We start from the raw sequence: 23398 nt of genomic DNA, 5'->3' as shown, positions 1-23398 counted from the left end.
CTGCGGCAGCGACGGCGGCGCGGGCGACGGCTGGTGCCAGACCACCGCGGTCGCCGAGACCACCGACACCCAGGCCATGGCCGCCGGCGGCTGCCAGGGCAGCGCCGGCAGCGGCTGCCGGTTCAGCTACGAGGCGCAGAGCAAGGACAAGGCCGGCAAGGCCGCCGAGGCGTCCGCGTCGGGCGAGGGCAAGGGCACCACCGGCGCCGGCCAGGTCGCCACCAGCGCCATGGCCGTGGCCGGGAACGGGCAGGCCCAGGCGCAGGCCCAGGCCAGCTGCACCGGCACCGCCGGGGTCACCTGCGAGCACGACTACGCGGCCTCGGTGAAGACCAAGGCGTCGGCGCCGGGCGCGAAGGCGAAGGCGTCGGCAGCGGGCACGGGCGGCGGTGCGGCGGGCGCAGGCGGGGTCGTGGTCGCCGCGGGCGCCGCGGCCGCACCCGGCCAGGCCCAGGCGCAGGCCAGTTGCATGGGCACCCCCGGGACCGACTGCCGCCACGCGTACTCCGCGCGGGCCTCCGACGAGGCCTACGCTCGCGGGGCGTGGGCGCGGGCCTCCGCCAGCGGCTCAGGACAGGGCGGCATGGGCGGCGGTGGGGTCGCCGTGGCCGCGCAGGCGACAGCCGCCCCGGGTCAGGCGTCGGCCTCGGCCTCGTGCAGCGGAGCGCCCAACTGCCGACACTCGTACTCGGCGGGTGCCGAGGCGTCGGCCTCGGCACCGGGCGCCTCCGCCAACGCCTCGGCACGCGGGTCCGGTGGCGGCGGCGAAGGCGCGGGTGGCGTCTCGGTGATGGCGCAGGCCAGCGCCGCTCCGGGCTCCGCGAGCGCGTCCGCGTCCTGCAGCGGGTCGGCGGGCGTGCGCTGCAGCCACCGCTACGAGGCCAGCGCCTCCGCCTCGGCCCGCGACCCGCGAACCGGCTCGAACGCGCACGCGAACGCGCACGGCTCCGGCGGCGGCGGAGTCGGCGGGGGCGGCGTCGCGGTCTCCGCGCGCGCCTTCGCAGCCGGCAACCACGCCGAGGCCAGCGCCTCCTGCTCGGGCGCACCGAACTGCTCGGCCGACTACTTCGCCGAGGCGCACGACCAGCGCAGCGCCACCGTCGGTCCCACGTGGGACACCCCGGGCGGCCGGCACGACGCGCGGCACTGGGGCCAGTGCTCGGGCTCGGGCAACGGCGGCTGCGGAGTCACCGCCTACGCGGTGCCGGGCGACGGTGACGGCGGGTACGCCACCTGCACGGGCAACTGCTCGGCGTTCAAGCAGGGCGGCTCCAACCAGTTCACCGCGTTGATGCCGTCGATCCGCGACCAGATGGCGGCGCAGGCCAAGGCGGCCCAGGAGCGGGGCCAGGACCCGCTCGCCGAGATCAAGAAGCTCGGTCCCGACCAGACCGCCATCACCTACCAGGTCAACCCCGACGGCAGCGTCACGATCGCGGTCAAGGACAAGGACAAGCCCCTCGTCCAGCACACCTGCCCGGCGCCGTGCTCGATCGACTCGACGAACGCGAAGGTCCAGGGCGAGGGCGGCCAGGGGTTCCAGATCACCGAGCAGGGCCCCGCCGCGAACAACCCGGCCCGCAAGGACGGCAAGGTCGTCGGCCAGGACCGCTGCACGCTCGACCACGCCTGCGGCCTCGCCCGCGACGGCGCCGGCAACGGGACCTGGTGGGGCCAGGGCAAGGGCACGGTCACCGACGGGGTGAGCCGCTCGTCCCTGACCTACACCGACAAGGGGGACGAGAACGCCCACAACAGCGGCAACTTCGCCAGCCCGGCAGGCTCGCCGTTCACCACGACCTGCAACGGCGGCTGCCACGGCGCGATCAAGAGCCCCGACATCGGCCGCGGCACCTGGAGCGACGCGGTCAACATCGTCGACTCGCCGAACCTGCTGCGCGGACGCGACGGCTTCGGCAACGCCGCCATCCTGGACTTCCAGGGCAAGGGCACCGTCGTCACCGACGAGCTGGACATCATCACGGCCAACGGCGACGGCACCAAGGCCTCGACGGCGCTCACGAAGGTCACGACGCGCGACGCCTTCGGCAACCCCGGCCGGTTCAGCATCGCCGACGGGCAGACCGGCGCGATCACACTGACCCGCGAGGGCTACACGATCGTGCAGAACCAGGCGGCCAAGAACGTCTACTACACCGACGAGCAGCTGCGCACGGCCATCAAGAACAACCTGCCCACCAACGGCATGGACCTCCTCGACCGGAAGCTGGCCCAGGCGCAGGGCATCAGGATCCCGGCGGACATGGTCGTCGGGGCCGGCAACGAGATCACGGTCGTCACCCCGGACGGCAACGGCGACGGCGGCACGATCGGCTGCACCGGCGACTGCACCCTGACCCGGCCGAGCTGGGCGCAGGAGACTCCGCGGTGCGCGAACTGCATCCTGAGCGAGCCGATCATCCGCCAGGGCGAGTCGACGGACCGGGCGGCGACGGTCAAGGTCGGCGGCCTCGACCCGCAGCGGTGGGTCGACCCGTACGGCAACGCGACCACCTGCACCCCCGGGTCGGGCAGCTGCTCGATCGGCATGCACTACGGCCCCGGCGGCGGCGCGCTCTGCCTCGGTGAGGACTGCCGCAGCACGAACGTCGCAGGCGAGTCCCTCGACGGGGAGGGCGTGCTGCTCTACCCGACCGCGGACGGCAAGAAGAACCACGGTGCGGCCTGCCGCGCGGGCGAGGGCAAGTGCGGGGTCAGCACGGGCACCCGGGAGCTGCGCTGGCAGGGCGATCCCGACCCGTCGTGGATGTCGGTCGTCGACCCGACCTACAAGCGCCCGACACTGGGCACCGAGATGGACCGCAAGCTCGCCGGCATCCTCGGCGTCGACGAGAACGCCCAGCTCCCGCCGCTGACCAAGAGCGACTACGCGCGACTGTCGCCGGAGGAGAAGGAGCGCTACGACGCCGGCCTGAAGGCGCTGACCGACGAGCAGGTCGTGGACGCCGCGCTGCTCAGCGTCGGCCAGCAGTCCGAGCGCTCCCGCCTCGTCGACGAGCTCGTCGGCCGCTACCCCGGCCTGGACAAGAGCCTCGACGCCATCGAGAAGGCGAACGAGGGCGGGCTGACGCCTGCCGAGCGCAAGGCGCTGGACCCGCAGTTCAAGCAGCTCGAGGCGGCCGGTGTGGTCGGCAAGGACCTCGCGGCGGCGCACCAGATCGTCGACGGCATCGATCGGGCGGCCTACACGTCCCCGTCGATCACCGACGTCAACCAGAAGCTCGCCGGCACGCCCGGCCTGGTCGACGAGCTGGTCGGCCCGACGCTGCCCGATGAGACCCCCGAGCAGAAGCTGGTGCGGGCGCGGGCGAAGGTCGCGCAGAACCTGGGCATCGATCCCGACGCCGACCCGAACGCCCCGTGGGTGCCGCTGACCACGGCCGAGGCCGGGTCGGCCGCGGCGAACCTCGCCGACCTGAGCCTGATCATGCCGGAGCGGACGCTGGCCGCGGACGGCGACGTGATCGCCGCCCGGCGCACCGCGCTGGAGGCCACGCCCGGCCGCACGCAGGAGGAAACCGAGGCCTTCAACGCCGATCTCAAGGCCTACAACGACCGCGTCGCGGCGATGAACGGGATCCGTACGCGGATCGGCGAGAACCTGCCTGCGCCGGCCGAGAACGCGGCGGCCACCGAGGCCGAGCGCCGCGCGTTCGACCTCGCGTTCACCCACCACGCCGCCGACCCCGGGCTCTACACCAACCTGCAGACCGCCAACCGGACCCTGACGCGGGTCAACGGTCTCGCCACCGCGATGGCCGCAGGCGACCCCGTCCAGCGCAAGGCCGCCGAGCAGCTGGGAGAGTTCGGCGGCCACGCCCAGACCGTCTACGACTCCATCGCCCGCGGGCCGCGCTCGGGCACCAACACGCTCGGCGACCTGTGGCTGCCCTCGACCGGCAGGCCCGACGTCGTCTACGCGCAGAACGCCGCAGTCCGGCTGCCGACCTACGAGAAGGACCTGAAGCTCCTCGGCACCAAGCTGGAGGGGCAGGAGACGTCGTACTGGGGGAACCCGAAGCTCACGCCGGACATGCGGGCGAACATCGCCGCCTACGCCACCGCCGAGCAGTGGGAGGGCCCGCAGCTCGACACCGCGAACGAAGTCAAGTCGTACCTGACCGGCATCGGCTGGGGCGAGCCGGAGGAGGAGCTCACCGATCGACAGCGCTACGAGCGGGACAAGCGCTTCACCGAGCTGTTCGGCGACGGTCGCGACCACCCGGAGTGGTGGGACGGAGCGACCCACTACGTCAAGGGCAACGCCGGCGAGATGGGCACCCTGGACAAGGCCTTCGAGGACGGGCGCCCCAACTGGTTCATGAACGGCCTGCACCAGGGCGGGAAGAAGGTCTACGGCGCGTACGAGTGGCTGAACTACGACCTGCCGGCCAAGATCAGCGGAACCGACCCGATCGCCGCCGAGGACAGGGGTTGGGTCGACAAGGCGGGAGACGACCTGGTCCGGGTGGTCACGTTCGCCCCCGAGGGCCTGGCCCACATGGTCGGCAGCATCCCGGTCGACGCCTGGAACCTGGTCACCGGCAAGCCGTGGACCGAGGACCGCATCGCGGGCGAGTCGTTCAGCGAGAAGTGGGAGCGCGTCGCCCCGTTCACCGGGATGTTCGCCACCGCCGCAGTGAACTCCTACCACCGCTGGCAGCCACTGGTCATGCACGGCGACACGGACAAGCTCGTCCACGGCGCGCCCGAGCGGGGGCTCAACGGTTACGGGGAGGCGCCGGTCTCCGCGCTGCTGGAGGACCTGGCCCTGCCGACGCTGCCGCTGGCCGGTGCGGGCCTGGTGGCCAAGGCCCTGGGGCGCAGCGCCACCGCGGGCACCGCGGCTGCCATGAACGCGGCCCGGAGCGCGGCCACGCCGGCCCTGGCCGCCCAGAACTGGGCACGGGCGGGGCAGCTGGCCGCGCGTGCCGAGCGCTTCGCCGGCATCGCCGGCTCGCCAGTGATCAACGTGCCGGTGCAGATCGTGTCGATGCCCTACCGGGCGTGGGGCGTCGCCACCCGCGGACTGGCCAACCGCGCGTCCTCGACCCTGGCGCCGATGGCCAAGGCCGCCTCGACCGCGGGCCTGCCCAAGGCCGCCCGAGTGCTCGACTCGGCGGCCTGGACGGCCGGCACCTACGGCACTCGCGGCCTCACCGGGCTGGTCACGACCAAGGCGGCCGGCGCAGTGCTCGGCGTCGGCCGTGACGCGAGCCCCGGGTCGATCACCAGCGCCTACCGCGGCGGTCAGGTCCTGGCCCGAGGCGCCGACCTCATGGGGCCCAGCTCCGTGGCCTCCAAGGTGTTCGGGCCCGAGCGCATGGCGGCTGTGCGCCTGGGCAGGCTGGACTGGGCCTACCGCACGCTCGCGGGCTCCGGCGACGCCGTGCCGGTCCAGGTCGCGGCGCAGGCCGCGGGCCGGCAGGAGCCGCGCCCCGCGCAGCGGCTGGCTCCCGACGAGCTCGTCCTCGGCCGCGAGCCCGGAGCCGAGCCGACGGGTGCGCGGGACACGACCACGACCGCGCCGGTGCGCGGAGCCCCGGCAGCCGAGCCTGCCGCGTCGGGCGCCCGGATGGCGGAGGAGACGGCCGGACGACCCGGCGACGTCCCGGTGCGGGCCACCGAGCCCGTCCCCGGCCAGGCCGGGGCGGCGGAGCCGGTCGCGCGCCCCGCGGCCGCCGGCCGCGACGCACAGGCCGGCGCGCCGGTCGCCGACCCGGTGGTCGCCCCCGTCCGCGGCGGTGAGCCGGCGTCCGGTTCCGCGGGCAGCCGGGCCGGTGAGCCGGTGGTGGGCGCAGCGGGGAGCCGGGTTGCGCCTGCCACCGAGCCGGTGGGGCAGCCCACCGCTCGTGCTGGTGCGGCTCCGGTGGCCGCTGGTGAGCCGGTCGTCCAGCCGGGTGCTCGTGCTGGTGGGGCTCCCGCGGCTGTCGGTGAGCCGGTGGTCCAGCCGGGTTCCCGCAGCGTGCAGGCCCCGGCCGCCGGTGCCGGTGAGCCGGTCGTCCAGCCCGCCGCCGGTCCTGCTGCGGCGCCCGTGCGCGCCGGTGCGCCGGCCGCTCCGGTGGTCCGGCCGGCTGCCCCGACGGCCCGGATCGGCGACCCGGCCGCCGCCGGTGCGGGCCCGGTGACCGAGCCGGTCGTCAGGCCGATCAGGCCGGCCGCGCCGGCCCGCCCCGCCGGGCCGCAGGAGCCCGTGGCCGGTACGAACGGTCGCGCGGCCGGCTCGACCGCTCCGGCGGGAGTTCTGCGGGCCGAGGCCGAGCCGACCGTCCAGAGCCCGAGCGAGCCCGTTGGAGCGCGCTCCGCTGACGGCGCGACCGCGAGCGCAGCGCCCGAACCGGCTGCGTCGGCGCAGGCCGCTGCGGCGGACGCGTCCGGTGCCCGGGCCCCGGCGGGCGAGCCGTCGGCGAGCCCGACCGGTCGCGTTCCCGCCGGCGATCCGGCCGCGGCGCCACCCGGCGGCCGCAGCCCCGAACAGCCCTCCGGTGGCGGCGCCCCGCAGGCGCCGCGCGACCCGAGCCGGGCACCGCACGGCCAGCCGACCGTGCCGCCGGTGGAGAACGTCGGCGCAGGCGGCCGCACCGCCGCGTCGCCGGGCGGCAGCGGCGGCGGGGAGCCGGGCGTCACCGGTCCGCTGCCCCCGCGCCGCACGCTGGAACCGTCCGCTCCGGCGCGCCCCAACGGCGCCGAGCAGGCCCCGGCCCCGCACGCCGGCGGGACCAGCGCCCGCGGCCCACCAGCCGCCGGTGCCATCCCCGACGACACGGCTTCGACCCCGCAGGCGCCGACCCAGGCCGCCGGCGTGGGGGCGCGCGTCCGCGACGCGATCGAGCAGTGGCGTCAGGCCCGCGCGCAGTACCGCGCCGACCTCCGGGCGGCGGCGGGCTACGGGCGGGAGTTCCGCCAGTGGACCGACGATGCGCTGCGCCAGCGGCCCGACAGGCTCGCCGAGCAGGTCGAGCGCGGGGAGCGTTCCGTCGCGGACGCGATGCTCGAGTGCGTGGCCGTCGTCTGCGAGGTCGCCCGCCGCGACCAGCCCGAGCGGACGCCGCGGCCGAACCAGGTGGTCGGTGCCATCGCGCTCGCGCGTGACGCGCGCGTGGTGGAGATGCTGACCAGCGAGGGCAAGACCCTGACCGGGTCGATCGCTCTCGTGGCCCGTGCCCTGCTGGAGCGCCGCAACGGCACCTCGGTGCAGTGGTGGAGTCCGAACGACCGCTTCGCGGCCGACGTCGTGCCCGAGGTCAGGCGCATCGCCGAGCAGTTCGGGCTGAAGGTGGAGCTGCTGACCGGGCAGCGGTCGGCCGAGGGCAAGGCCGCCGCGTACCGCGCCGACATCGTCGTGGGAGCGGTCAGCGAGTTCGCGTTCGACGTGCTGCGGGAGCGCACCCAGAACGTCGTGGTGCCGAAGCGCGAGATCGCGTTCCGGTTGATCGACGAGATCGACCTGGTCCTGCTGGACGACGGCCCCGTGCCGTTCATCCTCAGCGAGCAGGTTCCCGACGCCGTCCGGCCGCTGGCCGACCTGTACGCGGCCCGCTGGGCCGCGCGCTCCGGGCTCAAGCCGGTCTCCAAGGACAACCCGAACGGCCACTACGACCCGCGCACCTTCCAGCTCACCGAGTCGGGTGTCGCGCACATCGCCGGGCTGGAGCGCGGCGCGATCGACCTGCGCAAGGCCGAGAACGCCGGGATGCGCCGTCGCGTGGAGAACGCGCTGATCGCCGAGTACGGCAAGCGGCGCAACCACGACTACCTCGTCGAGGACGGCTCGATCGTCCTGCTCGCCGAGGACAACCGGCCGCTGGTCGGGCGCAGGCTGGGCGACGGGCTGCACGAGGCGATCGAGTTCAAGGAGTTCGGCGAACGCGGTGTCGGCGCGCCGACCCGGATCATCGACTCGATCAAGGCCCACGAGCTGCTCGAGAAGGCCGAGTGGACCGGCATGACCGGCACCGTCGGCGGGGCGGCGGGCCGCGGGCTGTTCGCGCGGACCTACGGCAAGCAGGTCACCCACGTGTGGCCGTACCGCGCCTCGAAGCGCATCGACCTCGACCCGATCACCCACGCGACGACGGCGCAGGCGCGCGAGGCGGCGGTCGTCGACGCGCTGGCCGCCCACCAGCAGGGCTATCCGGTGCTGATCCGGGTCTCCACCGTGGCCGAGGCGAAGGCCGTCGAGGCGCTGCTCCGCCGGCACGGCGTCGAGCCGCAGCTGCTCACCGCGATGGCGGAGCACCTGGCGCGGGAGAGCGAGATCACCGCCGGGGCGGGGCGCAGGGGCGCGGTCACGGTCGCCACGGACATCGCCGGGCGCGCGGTCGACGTCAAGCTCGGCGGTGAGGTCCGGGCGGTTCGCGACGAGATCATGCTGCGCGACTACCAGGGTCCGAGCGCCGGCCCCGCCTACGCGCGGGCGCGGGAGGCGGCGACCCGGCAGGCGAAGGCGCAGATCGCCGCGGAGCGGGCGCAGCTCGATGTCGAGGGCGGCGGCCTGCACATGATCGGCATCGGTTCGGCCCGCAACGCCCGCATCGAGGAGCAACTGCGCGGGCGGTCGGGCCGCAACGGCGCCAACGGCACCACCCGGATCCACCGCTCGCTCGAGGACCAGGTGCTGCGCGAGCGGGCGCAGGTCGAGCTGACCGCAGAGCGGCCCGCGGGCGGCTACGCCGGAGCGATGGACGCCCCGGCCGTGGGCGTGCTGTTCGACCTGGCCCGCTCCCAGTCCGACGCGATCACGGCGTCCCGGTTGGCGGCCGCCACGACACGCAGCGGTGGCCGCGAGTCCGACGTGCAGCCCGGTGTCCTGACCCACGACCGGCTCGCCGACCTCGACGCGATGCCGTTCGGGTACGCCGCCGACCTCGACGCTGCCGCGCTCGCCGCGCTGGTCGCCGGTGAGCCCGTGCCCGCCCTGTCGTCACTGTCCGAGCCGGAGCTGGAGCGGGCCCGGACGCTGGCGCAGACGGTGCTCGCCGACGCGCTGCAGGCGGAGCGGGCGCTGGCCGCCCAGGAGCTGGGCGAGCTCATCCCGGCGCCGCGGCTGGTCGCGCAGCCGGTCACCGAGGCCGACATCGCGGCCCTGACCACCGAGATGGCCCAGGTGCAGGAGGCGTTCCGGGAGCTGGAGCGCTCGAGCGAGCTGGCCGAGCGGCTGGCGAGCGACCTGGCCGACGTGGCCGCCGCGGTGACGATCGCCGGTCGCCTGCTCGACGAGCGCGGCGAGGGCTGGCGGGCCCGGCCGACGGCCGCCGAGCGACCGGCCGACGGCGAGCCGCTGCGGTTGAACACGCTGCAGACCCGGTTGCTGCGGGCCTTCCACGACTACGCCCGCGGCGTCGACATCGAGGGCATCGCCGCGGGCATGGGCGTCGACGTGCAGGCGGTCGCCTGGTACGTCGACACCGCCATCGAGCTCCTGCGCACCCGCGACGGACGGGGCGTGCGCACCGAGGCCGGCGTTCGCGACCAGGTGGCGGCCGAGGCCGGCAGCCTCGTCGCGGAGTGGGCGGAGGCGCGCGACCGGCTCCGCACCGCCGAGGACGACGGGCTATACGGCGCTGAGCGCCCCCTGTGGAACCGCGGCGAGCGGGTCGAGGAGATGGTCGGCCAGCTGCCGCCGGCGATGCGGGAGGGGGTCTACGCCGCGCTGGTCTCGGCCGGGCTGACCACCCGCACCCAGGTGCGGGGGACCACGGACGAGGGCCTGCGCGCCGCGGGCCTCGACGCCGCCGCGCTCGCCGCCGTGCGGGCCCTGCTCGGCCGGCCCACCCAGCGGGACCGGATCGCGGCCGGCTGGCAGCGCGGCGCCGACCTGACCGACACGCCGGCGTGGACCGAGGCCGGGCTGCGCCAGGTGCTGCTGGGCACGCTCGGGCTGGGTGGGCCGGACACCGCCGACCTGGTCGAGCAGGCCGGGCTGGACGTCCCGACGCTGATGCAGATGAGCGGCGTGGAGCGGATGCTGGTGCTCTCGCCAACGGCCACCGGTCTGCTCGGTCGGGTCCGCGACGATCCCGATGCGCTCACCGAGGCGGAGCGCGCCGCCGTCGTCGAGCAGGCGTCGGGCGCGCTGCGCCACCTCGGTGCGGGCTACTCGGACCTGGCCGCGGCCGCGCTGATCGCCGAGGTGGTCGCGGCCGCCGGGCCGGCCGCCGCCGTACCGGCCGACTCCAGCACGGACGCCGGCGCCGGCACCGGCCGGACGGACGGCACGCCGGGCTCACCGCGGCCGCAGGGACCGCGTGCCGTCGTCGCCACCGGCGCAGCGATCGCCCTCGTCGGCGGCGGGCTGGCCGTGCTGCCGGCCGGGGCCGTCGTCGGACCGGCGCTGCTCGGCGCGGGGACCGTCGTCCTCGCGACTCCCGCGCTGCGCAAGCTGTGGGCGCCGGCCCTGGCCCGCGGTCCCCCCGCGGCCCTCGCCCGACGGTCCGCCGTCGCCGCGATGTTCCTCGCCCTGGCGTTCTCGCCGGTGGCGGCAGTGGCATCCGGATTCATGACCCCCGCAGCGGCGGCCCAGACCAGCAGCGCCGTCCTCGCGTACGCGCCGGTCGAGCCGGGTGCGCCGTCGAGCACGGCGACGCCGTCGAGCACCGCGACTCCGTCGGGCACCGGCACGCCGGCCCCGTCGGGCCTGCCGGTCCCCTCGGACTCGCCGGCTCCGGCGGACACGCCGGCTCCGGCGAGCGGGCCTGCGCCGTCGGGCGACCCCACGACCTCGGTCGAGCAGACGACGCCTACCGCGCCCGCGCCGTCGGGCACGGACGCGCCTGCCCCGCCCGCGGCATCCGCGGACGAAGGCGGCGGCTGGGCGGCCTGGCTGGAGAGGTGGACGATCGGCGTCGGCACGGCGTACCTGGCGTGGCGCGCCGGCCGCTGGAGCGTCAAGTGGCTGATCGAGGCCCGGCCGCGGTGGAAGGCCGCCAGGGCGGCGCGCGCGAAGCAGCGTGCGGCGCTGGCCGAGCTCACCGAGTACCGCCGCACGCACGACATCGGCGACGCCGGGACGCGCTGGCCGCTCTCCGAGCAGATGCACCGGGTCGCGGAGACCGGCGTGGCGATCGACCGGATCGCCGGCGCGGTCTACCTGCCGGAGGCCACCGTCGACCTGTTGATCGCCGAGTACGCGTTCACGATGCGCCTGCTCGCCACACCGGCGTCCGACGCGAGCCCGACGACCGAGCGCGACCGCGTCCTGGCCGCGCTCGAGGCCGAGTTCACCGCGGCCTGGGCCGACCGGCACCGGTTCCGCGGCGCCCTGCTCGAGCGCGTGCACGTGCTGCTGGTCGACGCCGAGGCGCTGGCCGGCGGCTGGTGGCCGGGCCTGGTCGCGCTGCGCGACGCCGCGGTCACGGTGGACTGGGAGCTGTCCTGGAAGCCCGGCCAGCTCCTGGTCCGCCCCCGCAGCGGCTGGTTCGACCGGTACGTCCCGACGGGTGACGAGTGGACGGTCCCCATGGAGGACGTGGTCGCCGCGACGACGTTCCTGACCCCACCCCCGGGGCAGCCGCAGCTGACCGACCCCACGGAGCTGGCGGCGGCCCAGCAGCGGCGCACGGTGCACGCCCTCGCCCGGCTGGGCCTCCTGGTCGGCTCGGAGGACGTGCCGGCTGTGGTCGCGGCCCTCAACACCCTCGCCGAGCAGGTGGACGCCCAGCCGCACCTCCTCGAGGCGGGCACCCGCGCGGCCGGCGAACTCCTCGCCGAGGAGTCGGCGCGGTCGGCCGAGCACAGCGCGCTGATCCCCGAGGCCACCAGCCTCCTGGAGCTCGCCGGTCCCGACACGCTGGCCGCGCGCGACGCGGCCCGCCACCGCGCCGCGCTGCGCCGCGACCTCGAGGCCGACGCCTCGGCGGTGAAGGAGGCGGCCGGCGACCTCACCGGATCGAACCCCGCCGCCGCCGCGCAGCGCCTGGCCGCCGAGGTGGACCGCATGTTCGACCTGCTGGGCGCCCCTCAGGAGGAAGCGCTCGCAGCGGCTCTCGCCGCCCGGAACGAGGAGCTGAAGGAGGCCGCGAAGGAGAAGAAGGCCAAGGAGGAGGCCGTCAAGGAGGCGAAGGGGAAGAAGGACCGCAGCCAGAAGGAGGGGGTGCGCAAGGCCGAGGCGGAGCTGGACCTCGCCAAGGAGGTCGAGACCAGGGCGACGCGCATCGTCGCGGCCCACGAGGCGGCGATCGCCGGACTGGAGCCCGCGCAGCAGGCCTACGTGCGGCTGGCTGCGGCCCCCGCGGACCAGGCCGTGGGACTGGCCGAGACGGCGAGCGAGCGGGTCAAGGAGTACCGCGAACTGCTGGCCGCGACGAGGCCCGAAGAGATCGCCCTGGCCACCGGCATCGTGACCGGGCGGCTGCCGCGGCTGGACGAGCTGACCAAGCGGGTCAACGCGCTGCTCAAGCAGCGCGGCTTGCGCCACCGCTACACCCAGGCCGATCTGGACGCGGCGGTCCGCGCCCAGTTCCGGCGGGCGGCCACCCCCGAGGGCCTCGTGCTGCCGGTCCCGGCGTTCGAGTGGCCGGCGGGGGTTCCCGTGTTCGGCGGAGTCGCCGCGGAGATCAAGGTCGTGTGGAAGGCGCTGGGCTGGAGCGCGGTGCTGGATCCCGCGCAGGCCTGGGGCCGGGTCGCCGCCGAGCTGATGATCGGCAGCATGCCGCAGGGCGGTGGGCTGGCCAGCGCCTCCACCTCGGGCCAGCGCAGGGGCGGTGTGACCTCGAAGGTGGACCTGCTCGCCATGGCCGACCTGCTGGTCCACGGCAGGCTGGCCGAGCTGCGGGAGGCCGTGAGCGTCACGTTCTCGCTCACCCAGAACCGGTCGAGCAACCACTCGCGGTCGATCTCCGCCGGCAGCTACGCACTGGGCGGCGGGGTCTCCGACAACCGCGGCCCGTCATCGCTGTACGAGGTCGACGCGCAGTGGCAGCTGTCGATCCGCACGACGCGCAAGCAGGAGCGGACCTGGGAGCAGGTCGCATCGATCGGCAATGCGCGCCCTGCCACCCTGAAGGGCGGTTACACCGACGCCGCCCGCCAGGCCGAGATGACCACGCTGTGGGTGTCGCACGCCTACGACGAGCGCGGCCCGCCGCAGCGGGAGTGGAAGGACACGCCGGGGACGCGGTTCGGAACGTTCCCGGCCTACGCGCCGATCTCGGTCGGTGGTCTCGAGGACCTGGTGGACGCGGTCGCGGCCAAGCTCGGCCGGGGCGCGCGCGTCGGTGGGCTGACCCGCGCCCAGCTGCGGGCCTTCCTCATCGCGGAGTTCGGGGCGCGGCTGGACACCGCCGACGCCGACGACCTGCGCATGGAGGTCACCGACCGGCTCGGGCGGCCGAAGGCGCAGCTGGTGGTGACGGCGGCGCCGGACCTGGCCAACGCCCGGATGGTCGGCCGCGCCTCCAGCAAGGAGCTGCTCGAGGACCTGCACGTCTGGTTCTCCACGGTCGCGGCCACGGTGTCGGCGGGCGCATCGACCGGCTGGACCCACGCGCTCTCGGCGGAGCTCGCGGGGGCGGCGCTGCAGGACGCGTCGCCGTACAAGCCGTCCGCGGGCGTCAGCCGCAACTGGTCGACGACCGCGTCGACCGGGCTGAGCAGCAACCAGACCGCGATCCGCCCCGGTGTGCACCGCTACACCGGGTACTCCCAGGCCTACTCGGTGCCCTGGAAGTACACGGTGCGCGTCGAGCACCTGAACCGGCGCGGGTCGTCGCAGGAGGTGCACGGCAAGGGTGACGTGCTGCTGCGCATGGCGGAGTACGACGCCTACATGCACGGCCTGCCCATCGACCCCGCGGCCGCGGACAAGACGGGCGGGTCCGTCCGACTGCGCGGCGAGCTGATCAAGGACGCGCCCCCGGGGCGGGAGGGCCGCGCGCCCGACTTCCTGGGCAACGGCGTCGGCCAGGTCCGCACGGTCGGTCACGGGCTCGTCCGCGACGTTCCGTGGGACAAGATCAAGCTGGTGCGCGCGGCGGTCGAGGCGAAGCTGCGCGGCACCGGTCTCCTCCCGGGCCGCGGGCCGGTCCCCAACAAGTCCGTGCGGGCCATCCAGCAGGCCAACCTGCGCGACCTGCGCGACCTGATCTCGCCGGACCGCTGGGAGACCGGCTACGACCAGGCCGTCACCAGTGGCCTCGCGATGACGCTGGAGGTGCCCCGGTCGCGGTGGCTGCGGCTGAGCACCGCGCAGCGGGTGCAGGTGGTCGTCGAGCTCGAACCGCTGTGGGGGGTCCGGAACGAGGGGGCCAGATACCAGGGCTACACGACTTCCTGGACGAAGGTGGGGCTGGACATCCAGTCCAACACCTCGGGCCAGTCGGCCGGATCGTCGTGGGGCAGCGGCTACAGCGCCGACGCCGGCCGGGCGGGGAGCGTCGGGCTCGACCAGAGCCCCGAGCCCGGGATGCAGACCGAGGGCACCCGCAGCATCGGTCTGAACGCGCGGATCGGCCGGGGCCGCAGCGCCGGCCAGAGCATCGGGACCACGGTCAACGTCGTGACCCTCGTCGAGGGCATGGGCGCGACCGCGGGCTTCCAGGTCGAGCACGTCGTCACGGTGACGGTGCGCCGACACGGGAAGGTCGTGCACCGGTTCAGCGACCCGCGGTGGAACTTCAACGCGTCGATCATGGTGGCGGCCGACCTGCTGCCCGACAGCCCTGGGTACGTCTCGAGCACCCCGCAGGCGCTCCCGGACTGGGCGCGCACCCGGTTGGTGCCGCTCTCGCTCGACGCCCGCGGGCTGTACAAGGAGATCCGCGCCGCGCTGAGGAGGAAGCACCCGCTGCTGACGCTCGGCCCCGAGGGCGAGCAGCTGCTGCACGAACTCGCCGGTCCCGACCGACTGCGCGCGTCGCTGCTCGACCTCACCACGTCGGGGCTGCGGGTCCGGGTGCCGATGCGCACGCCGATCGGCTGGACGAAGTGGGTCGACGTCACGCTGCGCGGCCGCTACGGCCACAGCAAGCTGCTCACCGTCGCGTCGCTGCTGACCGGCGACATCAACCTGACGCTGAACTCGCTCGGCGCCGAGCAGGGCCGGTCCGTCGGCGGTGGCGCCGGCGGGTCGTTCGGATTCGGGTTCAGCCAGCTGCTGCCGCCCCGCTGGGGGTTCAAGCCCGGCGGCACCTACGGGCGCGGGCGCAGCGCCTCCTGGTCGTCGCTGGGGATCTGGGGCCGCGAGTTCCTCAGCATCGAGCTGGGCAAGCACCACATCAGCACGATGGACATGTCGATCGACGTGGCGGTCGGGGACGAGTTCGTCAGCTCCCGGCCGGCGGTGGACGTCAACCTGGTGCACGCGATCCCCGAGCGCGACGTGATCGACAACTACGCACGGGCCACCCGCGACGAGGACGGCAAGCCGTTCGAGCTGCCGATCGACGTGGTGGCCGACGCCGTGGAACGGATGCTCGCCAAGGACCTCCTGCTCGACCTGCGAACGACGCGGCAGGTGCTGCGCCGCTACCTCGACGACAGCGCCGGCGCGGGCCGGATGGCCGTCGACCACAAGCCGGACCGCCTGCGCGACTACGTCGTCGAGCAGGTGAACGACGAGCTCAAGCGCCGTCGCGACGCGAAACTCCCGAACGTGCCGGGCGACGCGCCGGGCGCGCTGGCGCTGGGCAACGTGCTGCGCTCCGCCGCGGCGCTGACCAAGGCCGAGCTCGTGGTCGACGTGCCCGAGCAGTTCCGCGACACGGTCGGCGAGGCCGTCGTCGAGCGTGCGGACCTGCACCACGGCGGCCGGCACACCGAGCTGTTCGACGAGATCGTCGGCGCGGTCGACGAGGCCGTCCCCGGCCTGCTCGACGACCAGATGCTGTGGAACTGGCTGTCCAACCAGTTCACCGGCAAGCGCTGGCGCGGGCACCTCGACCGGATGTTCAGCTCCGGCGGCATGGAGCTGACCGTGCCGGTGCGGACCCGCACCGGCGGCCTGGGCGCGTTCTTCCCCCGCACCCGACGGCTGCACATCGCGGTCGACGCCCGGTTCACCGGGCTGCCCACGCTGGCCGGGCGCACCGACACCGTCGGGCTGATCATCCAGGACTACGCCTACCAGCAGCGCGACGCCGCACGCCGGCACACGCGCGGGCCCGGGGCCGAGATCGGGGGCGACACGGGCTTCTCGGCGTGGGGTTCGCCGGTCCTGGGCCCCAGCGCCGGGCTGGGCACCGGCCGCGACCGCACCCGGTCGTCGTCGCCGTCCGCCCAGGCGACGACGCTGCGCGGCGTGGCGTCCTGGGAGGGCGCCGACCGCGTCCGCCAGCAGGTGACCCTCAGCCTCCAGGTGTGGCAGGAGACGCCGAACCCGCGCACCCTGCCGGCGTGGCTGCGGCGTGGGGCCGCGGCCGCGGTCCACCGGGCCGGGCCCACGCAAGCCGTCGTGCGCGCGCTCGACGGCGAGATCATCCGCCTGCTGCCCGACGGTCTGGTCCAACCCACGACTGTCGCCGAGGCGGAGGCCGCCCGGAGGCGCACCCAGCCGGCGGCCCGGGTGCCGTTCACCCTGCCGGCGCAGGTCCGCATCGACGCCCGGGGCGCCGCTCTGGTCGCGCCCCTGGTCGAGGCGCTGTCGAGCCGCGACCTCCTCGGTCCTGGAGTGGCCGCGGACCAGCGCCACCTGCTGGAGCACGTGCTGGCCCCGGTGGCGCTGAGCGTGTTCCTCGACCGCATCGCCACGCCCGACGGGGTGCGGATGGCCCGGATCCCGGTGCCCGGCTGGCCCGGCGAGTTCGTCGACGTGGAGCTGCGCGCCGAGCTGCGCGCCGACCGGTTCATCGTCCTGGACCGGGGCAAGGTCGAGATCCGCACGGTCTTCCGCGACCAGGACCAGGTCAACACGGCCAGTGGCACCTCGCACCTGCCGTTCCCGACGCTGTCGGGCGGCCTCGGGGCGGACCCGACCGCGCTGAGCGTCGGCGGTGCGGTGTTCGACCAGTCCAGCCACGGCCGCAACTCCGTGCACGGGCTGCGCTACGAGACCACGGTGTACGAGCAGGGCACGGCCAGCACCATCGCGGCCGCGGTCCTGTACCACCTGACGGTGCGCCGGGTCGTCGTCCGCGGCGGCGCGGCCTCCCGCACCATCAGCGAGCGGGTGCTGCCGGACCTGGTGGAGGGCGTGGCGTACCTGACGGCCTTCGCCAACGACCTCGCCGGTCTTCGCCGCACCGGATGGGGCATCGACGGCGAGCGTGCGCACGCCGTCGAGGTGCCGCGGGCGGAGGGGACGCCGTTCCCGGCGCCCCGCTGGGGTCCCGGTCCGAGCGCCCACCTGGGCGGCACGGCCTCGACCGGCAGCTTCAGCGGCGGCGGCGCGCTGGCCGAGGGCGGGTACGGGGCTTCCGACAACGATCTGGTCGCGCAGGCGCTGGCCGAACTGTGGGCGGACCGGTTGGCGGCCGCTCCGGTGGGTGCGGTGCCGGGTCGTGGCCCGCCGGAGGTGGGGCTGCAGTCGGACGAGCGGCTGCTGGAGGTGGGCTTCGACGAGTTGGTCGGCGCGTTCCGCGCCGTCGGAGCCGACCCGGTGCGGGCGGTGGACCTCGCTGCCCGGATGCACGCGTTCAGCTGGCGCGATCGGGCGACCGGTCTGGGCGTGATCGTGGTGCCGGCGCAGCGGTTCGCCGAGCTGCGGCGCTCGGGCCTGTTGGGCGAGGTGCTGGAGCACGAGCGGCGCTTCCACCTGCGGGGACACGACGACCCGCACGGCGCCGAGCACCGTGCGGACGCCGACCGGATCATCGGGCGGCAGGGGAGGGCTGCGGTCGGCGGTGCGCCGACCGCAGCCACCGCCGCCGCCCCGGCGGTGACCCAGCGGATCGCCGAGCTGGACAGTCCGCGCGGTCCGCCCCTCGCGCCCGGTGCCGCACGGCTCGTCGGGATCGCCGACGCGGAGGTTCGCGAGTACGGCGGGGTGCTGCTCGCCGCGGCGGAGCGGGCGAAGTACCACGCCGATCCGCAGCGCTACACCACGGCCCAGGGCTGGGTGGGGCAGGTCGCGGGGGCGGTGCTCGAGGAGCTGGCGCGCCCGGAGGTCGAGCAGCTGGCCGGGCCGGCGGACGCGGTGCTCAAGAACGTGCACCTGTTCGCCTTGGCGCAGTCGGGGAAGGTGGGCGCCGACCTCGCCGAGATCGACTATCTGATCGTCGGTCCGGCCGGCGCGCGGGCGTCGGTCAGCGTCAAGCTCGACTCGGGCAAGTACCGCCAGGCGCACGAGCAGCAGTTGCTCGATCGGCTGTACCTGATGGCCGCCAGTTCGCTCGACGAGCTGCAGGCCTCGGTCAAGGCGATGGTCCCCCAGATCAGCGAGAAGAAGCTGCGCCGCATCAACGCCGCCTTCGTGGAGTGGGAGGGATCGGGGGGCCCGGTACCGCTGGCCGAGTTCCGCAGCCGCTACCCCGGAGTCGGTCGGGCGGGGGTGGCCGTGCACCGGCTCACCCCGGCGAGCGACGGCCCCGGGCTCCACGTCGCGGTCACCAAGGCCGAGATCCGGGCCGCGGTGTCGGCGGCGGTGGCCCGCCGCGTCGCGGAGCTGGACGCCGCCGGGCCGCCCGTGGCACGGCCCGGCGCGCTGGCCGAGGACGGGTACGAGGCGGAGGACAACGCGCTGGTCGCGCAGGCGGTGGCCGAGTGGTGGGCGGACCGGCTGGCGGCCGCTCCGGTGGGTTCGGTGCCGGGGCGCGGCCCGCCGGAGGCGGGGCTGCAGTCGGACGAGCGGCTGCTGGAGGTCGGTTTCGACGAGTTGGTCAGCGCGTTCCGCGCCGTCGGGGCCGACCCGGCCCGGGCGGTGGACCTCGCCGCCCGGATGTACGCGTTCAGCTGGCGCGACCGGGTGAGTGGCCTGGGTGTGATCGTGGTGCCGGCGGAGCGGTTCGCCGAGCTGCTGCGGTACGGGCTGTGGGACGAGGTGCTGGGGCACGAGCGGCGCTTCCACCTGCTCCGCGCCGCACGCGGCGGCCACAGCCACGACGCGCAGCGGATCCTGGGGCTGCTCGAAGGTGCCCGGGCCCAGGACGCCGCCGTCGTCGCCCACGTCGTGTCCGGGCTGGCGGCGGAGGTCGAACACGGTCGAGCGGGTGTGCACCGGCTCGACGTCGGCGACCCCGCCACGACGGCGCTGAGCGGTCTCACCGGCGACGAGCTGCGCGCCGCCGGATGCCTCGGGCTGTGCGTCGTCGACGGGCTGGCGGAGGCGGTGGCGGCGGCGGGCGGCCCGCGCGATGCGACGGTGGGCGTCCTCGACGGGACCGCGTACCTGGACCCGCGGGCCGGCACCGCCGCGAGCGCTGTGGATGCGGGGGCCCGACGGGCGCAGTTCGAGGCGGTGCTGACCCTGTCCGCCTCGAACCGCGTGGTCTGGCGGTTCGGCGCGGTGGCACCGGTCGCCGGTCGGCCCCGGCACTTCGTCGAGATCGACGACGGGCGTGCGGAGTCGGCGTGGCAGGGCGCCGAGCTGGGGACCGAGCCGCACCCGCTGGTGGCCCGGACCGTCCGGATCACCAGCACCGTGCCGCCCGCCGACGGCGGGCGGAGCGAGCGGTTCGTCGCCTCCGGGGTGCTCCACCGGGTCGACGGCGTCACCGGGTACGTGTTGACGAACCGGCACGTCGTGGCCGACGTGGTCGGCAAGCGGGGCGGCAGGCTCCAGGTCGAGGTCACCACCGCCTCCGGGGTGCTCCGGGTGCCGGGTTGGGTCGTGGCGAAGCCGGAGGACGAGGACTTCGCCGCCGCGCTCGTCGCGGTCGGCGCGGCGGTGGACCTGCGCGACGCGCGCTGGCAGATCGACCGGGGGAAGTTCGACCTGGCGCTGGTCCGGATCGTGCACCCGCAGCTGACCGGCATGCAGCTCCCACCGCTGTCCTTCGACCGCCTCGACGCGGGTGAAGCCGCCGCGGTGGTCGGGTTCCCGAAGACGGTGATCCCGGCCTCCGGTCCGGACGGCGCTGTCGCGGACCTCGCGACGGGTGCCGCCCACCTGCTGGTGAGCGCGGCCCGAGCGGTGGCGAAGGAGCGGCAGGACCTGTCCGTCGGGCTCCGGCTCGACGGCAACCCGTGGGCGGTGCAGGGCAGCTCCGGTGGCCCGGTCGGCCGGGTCGGCCGGGCCGCGAGCGGTTCGACCATCGTTGCGCTCCACCACGGGACGTTGCCGGCCAGGCCGTTGTCGCTGTTCCCCCACCGCGGACCGTTCACCGGGGTCGTCGACGGGCCGGTGGTGGGCGGGTATGCCCGAGCGAGCGGCGTCACGGGTGCGGACGTCGTCGGCGTGGGCCTGCGACCGGAGGAGCTGGACCGGCTCGCGCACGACCTGGTCGTCAGGTTGACGCGGGACGGCGGCTCGTCGTTGCTCGCCAACCTGGTCGGCAACGAGCTCTTCCCCCTCGGCGCGGCCGAGGAGGACGTGCTGGCGGCGGCCGAGCGTTCGCCGCGGCTGGTGCTCGGCCGGCCGGGTGCCGACGGTGACGACCGGATGCGCGGGGTCGTGGCCGTCCCGGCGGGTGTCGACGCGAACGACGTGATCGCCCCACCGGTCGGGACCGCGCTGGTCCGGCTCGCCGACGGGACGCGTGAGCCGGTGGACGCGCCGATCCTGTCGGTCGGCGCGTCGGTCGCCGCCGCGGTCCGGACCTCCCGCGGCTCGGAGATCGTGTCGGCGCTGCTGTTGCACCGCGCGGACGGCTGGCACGTCGCCGCGATGCCTCGGGCACCGCCGGTGCTGGTGGGTGGGCAGCCGGTCGCGGGGGTCGCGGCGGTGCCGCTCGGAACGGTGGTGACCGTCGAAGGGGAAGCGTTCCAGCTCGTGGAGGCCGGTGGATCGGCACCGGCGACCGGCGGTGCCGATGCGCCCACTGTCGGACCCGGTGCACGGACCGGGTCGGTCGCCACCGGGTGGGGTGGGCGGATCGCTCGGGCACTCGTCCTCGCGGCGGTGACAGCGATGACGGCGGTGCTGGACCCGGTCCCGGCCGCGGCGGCGTCGGCCGGTGCCGCGGCCGCGCCGGAGGCCTCCGGGCCCGGCGGGTGGATGGCGATCGCGGTGGCCGTGGCGGGTGGGGTCGGCGGACTGGCGCTCCTCCTCCGAGCGCCGTTCGCGTCCGCGACGGCCGACCCCGCGCCGGATGCCGCGACCCGGCAGGCGACCCGGTGGCGGGCTGTGCGGCGGTGGGCGGCCGGGGTGGCCGCGGCGGTGCTCCTGGGCGGAGTGCGCGGCAGCGCGCCGATGGTGATCGACTACCTGCCGTTGCGGGACCCGGCCGCGGTCCGCGAGGAGGAGGCCGAGCGGCGGGAGCTGGCCGCGGAGTTCACCGAGAAGGGGTTCGTGTCCCGTGGTGCGGTGGCGGGCCGCGGTGAGCTGCTGGCGCTGCCCGACGCGCGCGGCGACGAGCTGCTGATCGGCGTGGCGGCCGACCCGGTGATGTCGCTGCTCGACGAGCTGCGCGGCCTGACGTTCTCCCGGTACCTGGTCCCCGACGTGTTCAGCCCCGGGGTCCTCGGGGAGTCGGCGACGCCGTTGGAGATCGCGGGGGCGTGGCAGAACCGCGCGGAGCGGCCCTACGCCCGCGCGGGAGCGCTGGAGTCCTACCTCACCACCTCGGCGAACAGGGCCGGCATGTCCGAGCACACGGTCGCTCTGCTGGTGGTGCGCACCGAGCTGGGAGCGTGGCTGGTGCAGTCGCAACGGGTGCCCGCCGACTACGCCGCGGCCGCCCCGGGTGCCGTCGGGGCGGGACCGGTGCTGGCCGGCGACCTGGTCGAGCGGGTGACGCGGGCGGTCGTGCGGCTGCGGCTGGCCGGGGGCCGCAGCCTGGGCAGCGGGGTGCTGGTCGACCCGTCCGGGACGGTGCTGACCGCCGCCCACGTCCTGGACGGGGCCCGCGAGCAGGGCGAGGCGATCGTGGCCGAGCTGTGGAACGGGCGCACGATCGGGACGCGGGTGCTGGAGATGCCCGACGCCGAGGCGGTGCAGCGCCGGATCGAGCGGCTGCACGGTCCGGGTCGGTTGTCCGGGCCGGTGAGCTTCACCGGCGAGGACGCCGACGGCGTCGACATCGGCGCGCTGCGGCTCACCCTCGACGACGACCGCGGGCCGCTGCCGTTCCTGCCGGTCGCCCGGGTGCGTCCGGCGCCGGGTGAGCCGGTGATGAGCATCGGCTACCCCGGTGCCTCGGACACCGCGCAGTTCCTGACCGTGGCCGGTGGGCCGGTCAGCCCGTTCCGGCCGTTCGACGCGGACGACCGGCCGGACCTGAAGGACTTCAGCTTCCTGGGCTGGTCCTACGGCGGCGCCTCCGGCGGTGCCGTGGTCAACTCCCGCGGCGAGCTGGTGAGCCTGCTCACCGGCGGGATGCTGGATGAGGAGGGCGTGACGTCGGTGCACGGCCAGGGCGGGCCGGAGGTCACCGCCGTGGTGGTCGACTCGCTCCTGCAGCAGCGGCGCGGGCGGGCTCGGCCCGCCACCCGGTCCGGAGGGGGTCTGCGCTCCGGCGACCGGCCCGGCGCGGCCGGTCGCCCGGTGGGTGCGGTGGCGGGTCGTGGCCCGCCGGTGGCGGGTCCGCGGGGTGGGGCGGCGCTGTTCTCCGGCCGCGCGCCCACCCGTGGGGAAGCGCTCGCGGTCGACCGCTACCTGAGGCGCGCAACCCCCGCCTCGACGGTGGCGGTGGGCAGCCAGGAGCTGACCGCCCGGATCGGTGGCCTGGACCCGGCGGAGTTCGACCGCGCCGGCTGCCAGGAGGTGTGCGTCCACCGCGATCTCACCGAACGCGCGGCGTCCTCGGGTGGTCCGGCCGACGTCGCGATGTGGACGACAGCGGACCGCCGGGTGCACGTCGACGACCGCGTGTGGGAAGCGCTGGCCAACGGGGTGCTCGACCCTGTGGCGCTGGGCGCGCTGTGGCGCCACGAGCTCACCCACGCCGCGCACCCGGACTGGTCCGAGGCGCGGGTGCACGCGGAGGCGCCGCTGCGCGACCTGTCCGCGCTCCGTGCGGTGGCCGCCCTGCACCCCGACATCGCGGTGCTGCTCGCCCGGGAGTCGCACTCCGACGGGAGGCTCACCGCCGTCGGGGTGCTGGTGGTGCTGGGCACCGCGGACGGCCTGCAGGTGCTCGGCCACCACCCGATCACCGACGCGCGGGCGTCGGGCCGGGTGTTCGGGCGGTACCTGGTGCGGGACGCGGACCGGGCGTTGGAGCTGACCGCCGCCCACGCCGCCGAGCTGGGCCTGGATTTCTCCGGTCGGCCGGTGCGCGAGCTGACCGTCACGATCGACCGGCCCGCCGGCGGTCCGGGCACGTTCTCCTCGCAGCTGACCGGCGCGGTCGAGCTGCCCTTCTCCGGGACGGCCGTCGGGTACCGGTGGGGCCCGAGCCGTCCGTAG

At 75.5% G+C, this 23398-nt stretch carries 1 protein-coding gene (only partly in view); it reads left to right on the top strand.

Features of this window, described 5'->3' with window-relative positions:
• Positions 1-23398 carry the 3' portion of a preprotein translocase subunit SecA gene (locus KDL28_RS29345; protein WP_252443896.1) on the top strand. Its footprint begins 6680 nt before the window's first position, so the window shows 23398 of its 30078 coding nt (coding positions 6681-30078); its start codon lies beyond the left edge, outside the window; it ends in the stop codon at positions 23396-23398.

The organism is Pseudonocardia humida, from assembly GCF_023898865.1.
Taxonomy (GTDB): domain Bacteria; phylum Actinomycetota; class Actinomycetes; order Mycobacteriales; family Pseudonocardiaceae; genus Pseudonocardia; species Pseudonocardia humida.
This window is presented reverse-complemented; position numbering and strand designations above follow the sequence as displayed.